Annotated in this window: 9 protein-coding genes; all 9 read left to right on the top strand. The window is 35.6% G+C overall.

Annotated features, from left to right (window positions below):
* Positions 1–59: 59 nt before the first annotated feature.
* The 9 genes from AACQ83_RS23580 (at position 60) to AACQ83_RS23540 (ending at position 3,806) form a co-directional block, all read left to right on the top strand.
* On the top strand, positions 60–314 hold the full coding sequence (locus AACQ83_RS23580; protein ID WP_112879832.1) for a hypothetical protein: 255 nt from the start codon (positions 60–62) through the stop codon (positions 312–314).
* 1 nt (position 315) lies between these two features.
* The gene (locus tag AACQ83_RS23575; protein ID WP_112879831.1) at positions 316–705 is read left to right on the top strand and encodes a hypothetical protein; all 390 of its coding nucleotides are present in this window, start codon (positions 316–318) and stop codon (positions 703–705) included.
* A 41-nt stretch (positions 706–746) separates the two neighbouring features.
* A complete protein-coding gene (locus AACQ83_RS23570; protein WP_255567001.1) occupies positions 747–872 on the top strand; it encodes a hypothetical protein in 126 nt (41 codons plus the stop codon).
* A 262-nt stretch (positions 873–1,134) separates the two neighbouring features.
* Positions 1,135–1,305, top strand: a complete 171-nt coding sequence (locus tag AACQ83_RS23565) for a hypothetical protein (RefSeq protein ID WP_158537818.1) — start codon at positions 1,135–1,137, stop codon at positions 1,303–1,305.
* Positions 1,302–1,622 (top strand): hypothetical protein, encoded by a 321-nt coding sequence (locus AACQ83_RS23560; protein WP_112879829.1) that lies wholly within the window; start codon positions 1,302–1,304, stop codon positions 1,620–1,622. Before AACQ83_RS23565 ends, AACQ83_RS23560 begins: the two co-directional genes overlap by 4 nt.
* A gap of 8 nt (positions 1,623–1,630) precedes the next feature.
* The gene (exoX, locus tag AACQ83_RS23555) at positions 1,631–2,296 is read left to right on the top strand and encodes an exodeoxyribonuclease X (RefSeq protein ID WP_339366779.1); all 666 of its coding nucleotides are present in this window, start codon (positions 1,631–1,633) and stop codon (positions 2,294–2,296) included.
* Between the two features lie 6 nt (positions 2,297–2,302).
* Positions 2,303–2,959, top strand: coding sequence for an AAA family ATPase (locus AACQ83_RS23550; RefSeq protein ID WP_112879827.1), 657 nt, complete (start codon positions 2,303–2,305; stop codon positions 2,957–2,959).
* Positions 2,960–2,970: 11 nt separating this feature from the next.
* Positions 2,971–3,582, top strand: coding sequence for a DUF669 domain-containing protein (locus AACQ83_RS23545; protein WP_112879826.1), 612 nt, complete (start codon positions 2,971–2,973; stop codon positions 3,580–3,582).
* A gap of 17 nt (positions 3,583–3,599) precedes the next feature.
* Positions 3,600–3,806 (top strand): hypothetical protein, encoded by a 207-nt coding sequence (locus AACQ83_RS23540; RefSeq protein ID WP_112879825.1) that lies wholly within the window; start codon positions 3,600–3,602, stop codon positions 3,804–3,806.
* The last annotated feature ends 70 nt before the right edge of the window (positions 3,807–3,876 follow it).

Below are 3,876 nucleotides of genomic sequence, written 5' to 3'. Positions count from 1 at the left end.
CTGCGGTTTCGATTTACCCGATAATCACATTAACATAGAAATAGCAGGTGAATAATATAATGGTAAACATACGAAACACTTATAGTTTTGAAATATTATGTAAAGATGTACGAATTACGTCTTCTGCTGTACAAATTACGTCTTCTGCAATAGAAGAAATCTCAGTTGAAGTATTTGGAGTAAATGACAATGGTTTACAAAGAATAATTAATGAGTTTTATCCTGAGGATATACTAAAGATGATTGATGAAGAATCCATTGTTGATTATTTAAAAGAGTACGGTTACGAAGTCATTAAGCAGGAGGAAGAATAATATGGCCGCGCATGTACACGCTGAATTAATGCTGCAATATGCTCAAGATGCTTTTAAAACAGATAAACCTTGGCTGCTTTGGGAAATGTATGATGATGCCAATGAGTTATGGGAAGATATTTTTCATCACCCAAACTGGAACCCGGAATTTAAATATCGCCGCAAGCTTGAAATGATAACAATCGGTAAAATTAGTTTTCCAAAGCCGATTGATTATGAGTTAAAAGCGGGGCAAGAGTATTGGGTTGCGGGACCAAGTATTTTTCAGAGATTCTGGGGCGACCATAACCTCGAGAAAGAAAAATTAGAATACGGCTTTATTCATTTAACAGAAGATGCCGCTGAGCAGCATCGAGACGCATTAATTAAAATAAACCGGGGTGAATTTTAGTAATATGGAGTAAAGGCCAGCGGACGGCTCAGGGGTATATCATGAAAATCAACAAACAACTTTTTGAGTTAGCTCAATGTGAAACTTATATAGCAAAACAATTAATGAGCGAAATAAACTGGTTTATAGCAATGCAATATTTGAGGCTATCATATGAATATGATTAAAGAGTGGCTCTTCGCTATGTTATTTCCCGCTTATTTAATTCTATTTACGACGTTAATTTTAATTTTTCTGAGGTAATTATGCTTATAGTCAATTGTGATTCTTTTAAAGTCAATCACACTAACAGAGCAAATGAAATTGAAATAACTGGAAATATTGTTATACAGGGAAATTCCGAAGAAGTGCTTAATTCAACTAATCTTTGCTTCAATGAAATAAAAGAATATTTCGAAATCAGGGGTTATAAAATCGAGGCTTTGTAATATGAACGCTCATCAACATCAGGGGAATAAAGAAACGGAATTCTATAATGAAATTGGCTATTCAGATCAAGAAATTATCGAGCACATGAAAATTGAATATAAGCGCTCTATTCAAGGAATTGATAGGAATATGCCGATTAGCTTAATCGAATTTAACGGAGATTTCACATGAGATATCTAATAAGAGGACCGGGCACCTTTAAAAACAAGCAGGAAGCTATAGCAGCAATCAGGGAAATAATTCTCGGAAAACCTCACCCAAACGTTTTTAAATTATCAGATATGGCAATCGCAGAAAAACTATGGAATGCAAATCTTAATGCCGCATTAAATCATCCGCCACTTCCTGCTCATTTAGTTAGTGAGCGGGAAAATCAGAGGGCTTTGGAGTGGCAGGAATATTTCAAAACCCATCAGCGAAAAGAGTATGATCTTTATCACGGGGATAATCCAACACATCGGTACGGTGGAATTTGGACAGGAGACTAATTTTGACAATATACAGAGCAGTAGATACAGAAACGTGTGATTTAGACAGTGGTATTGTTGAAATAGCAAGTATTGATATCATTGATATGCAAGTCAATTATTCAACACAACAATCCTATTTAATAAACCCTCAAAAACACATTTCAGTGTCAGCAATGGCAACTCATCATATTACTGATGAGATGGTGATTAATTCTCCGCTGATTGATGAAGTTATCGGGAGCTACAAAGGTGCTGATTACATGGTTGCTCACAATGCTGAGTTCGACAAAAAGATGATGCCGAAAATGGATGCTCCGTTTATCTGCACATTAAAACTAGCAAAGCGCTTATGGCCTGATATGGAAAGTCACAGCAATCAGTATCTACGCTATGCACTGAAACTGGATGTTCGTGTTCCAGATGGGTTACACGCACACAGAGCCCTCTATGATTGCATAGTCACCGCAGCATTATTTAAACGTATCAAAGAAGTGTCGGGCTGGTCAGATAAGGAAATGTTGAAAATAAGCAATCAGCCCTCATTGCTGCATGCGTTCAAATTCGGCAAGCATAAGGGGATGACATTTGAAGAGGTCAAGCAGATTAATCCTGGCTATTTTTCATGGTTATTAAAACAGCCTGATATTGATCCTGATGTTGAATTCACAATCAATTATTGGTTGTCGAGGTAATTAAATATGGGAACTGCAACATTAATTTTAGGGGAATCGGGGACAGGGAAGTCAACGAGTCTTAGAAATTTAAATCCGGCAGATTGTTTACTGGTCCAGACAATAAGAAAACCATTACCTTTTAAATCATCATCATGGAAATTGTGGGACAGGGAAAATCCAGAAACCTCTGTTTTCATTTCAGATAAATATAATCATATCGAGGGTGCAATAATAAAAGCTCATTCATACGGAAAGAAAATTGTCATTATTGATGATTTTCAATATGTAATGGCAAATGAATTTATGCGCCGCTCTGACGAAAAGTCATTCGATAAATTTACGGAAATCGGTAGTCATGCATGGAATATTATTGACAAAGCAATAAATGGAACCCCTGACGATTTACGGGTTTATTTTCTGTCTCATACGGAAGAGACACAGACAGGGAAAGTTAAAATAAAAACAATAGGAAAAATGCTGGATGAAAAAATAACAATTGAGGGAATGTTCACAATAGTATTAAGAACAATTGTCAAGGATGACAATTATTTTTTCTCAACTCGAAATAATGGTTACGATACAGTTAAATCCCCGATGGGTATGTTTGATAAACATGAAATAGAGAATGATTTAGCTGTTATCGACGAAACAATTTGTAATTATTATGAAATCAACAAATAAGGTTAAATGAAATGAATAATGTTATGTTTGTTTATAACAAAGAACTTGCTTTATCTGCCGGTCAGAGTGGCTTTATCACAGAAAGCGGGGCTTATATTATCACTATCAATGAAGCTAAATTTACAAGGGGGAAAGAAGGCGCCCACTTTATTGAAATTTCTGGCGAGTCCGACGATGGGCGAAAAGTTAATTACTTGAATGTTTGTTGTAAGAAAAATGACGGCACGGATAACCAATACGGCATTAACATGATTAATGCTATTATGGGCTGCGCCGGAGTTAAACAATTAACTCAAGTAACGAAAGATGCGAATACATGTATAGCACCAGAGCTGGCAGGGAAAATAATCGGTCTGGTGCTACAAAAAACTCTGAGAACAAAAAGAACGGATGGAAGCGATACATTCAGCTTTGACATAAGAATTCCGTTCGTTGCTAAGACTGGACAAACTTTGCAAGAAATTGAGGAAAGTAAAGTTGCTGAAGCTGTAAATAAGATTGTTTCAACTTTAAAAGATAAAGATGAGAGAAATAAATCAGCGCAGCATAACAGTTACAACAATTATCAAAATCAAAATAATCATCAATATGAGCAATACGACGATAATTTCTCTCCATTTTAAAATATGAGGGTAATTTAATGTACGGTGAAAAATTCAATAGCGATCCGTGCCCGCAAGGGCACACGCTAAGATATGTGTCTAATGGTAGCTGTACTGAATGTCAGAGACATAAAGACAAAAAAAGGAAAAAGGAAAAAAGAGAAATCGAGAAAATAGTAAAGTTAGAAGATTTTACCCATCGTGTATTTATTATTGGAAATCCTGAAAGAGTGAATAAATTATGAATATGTATATTTGTATTTATGGGCCACCTAATACAACATCTCCAACAAACATTCAATTACCATGCAATTT

The organism is Photorhabdus sp. S10-54, from assembly GCF_963878145.1.
Taxonomy (GTDB): domain Bacteria; phylum Pseudomonadota; class Gammaproteobacteria; order Enterobacterales; family Enterobacteriaceae; genus Photorhabdus; species Photorhabdus kayaii.
This window is presented reverse-complemented; position numbering and strand designations above follow the sequence as displayed.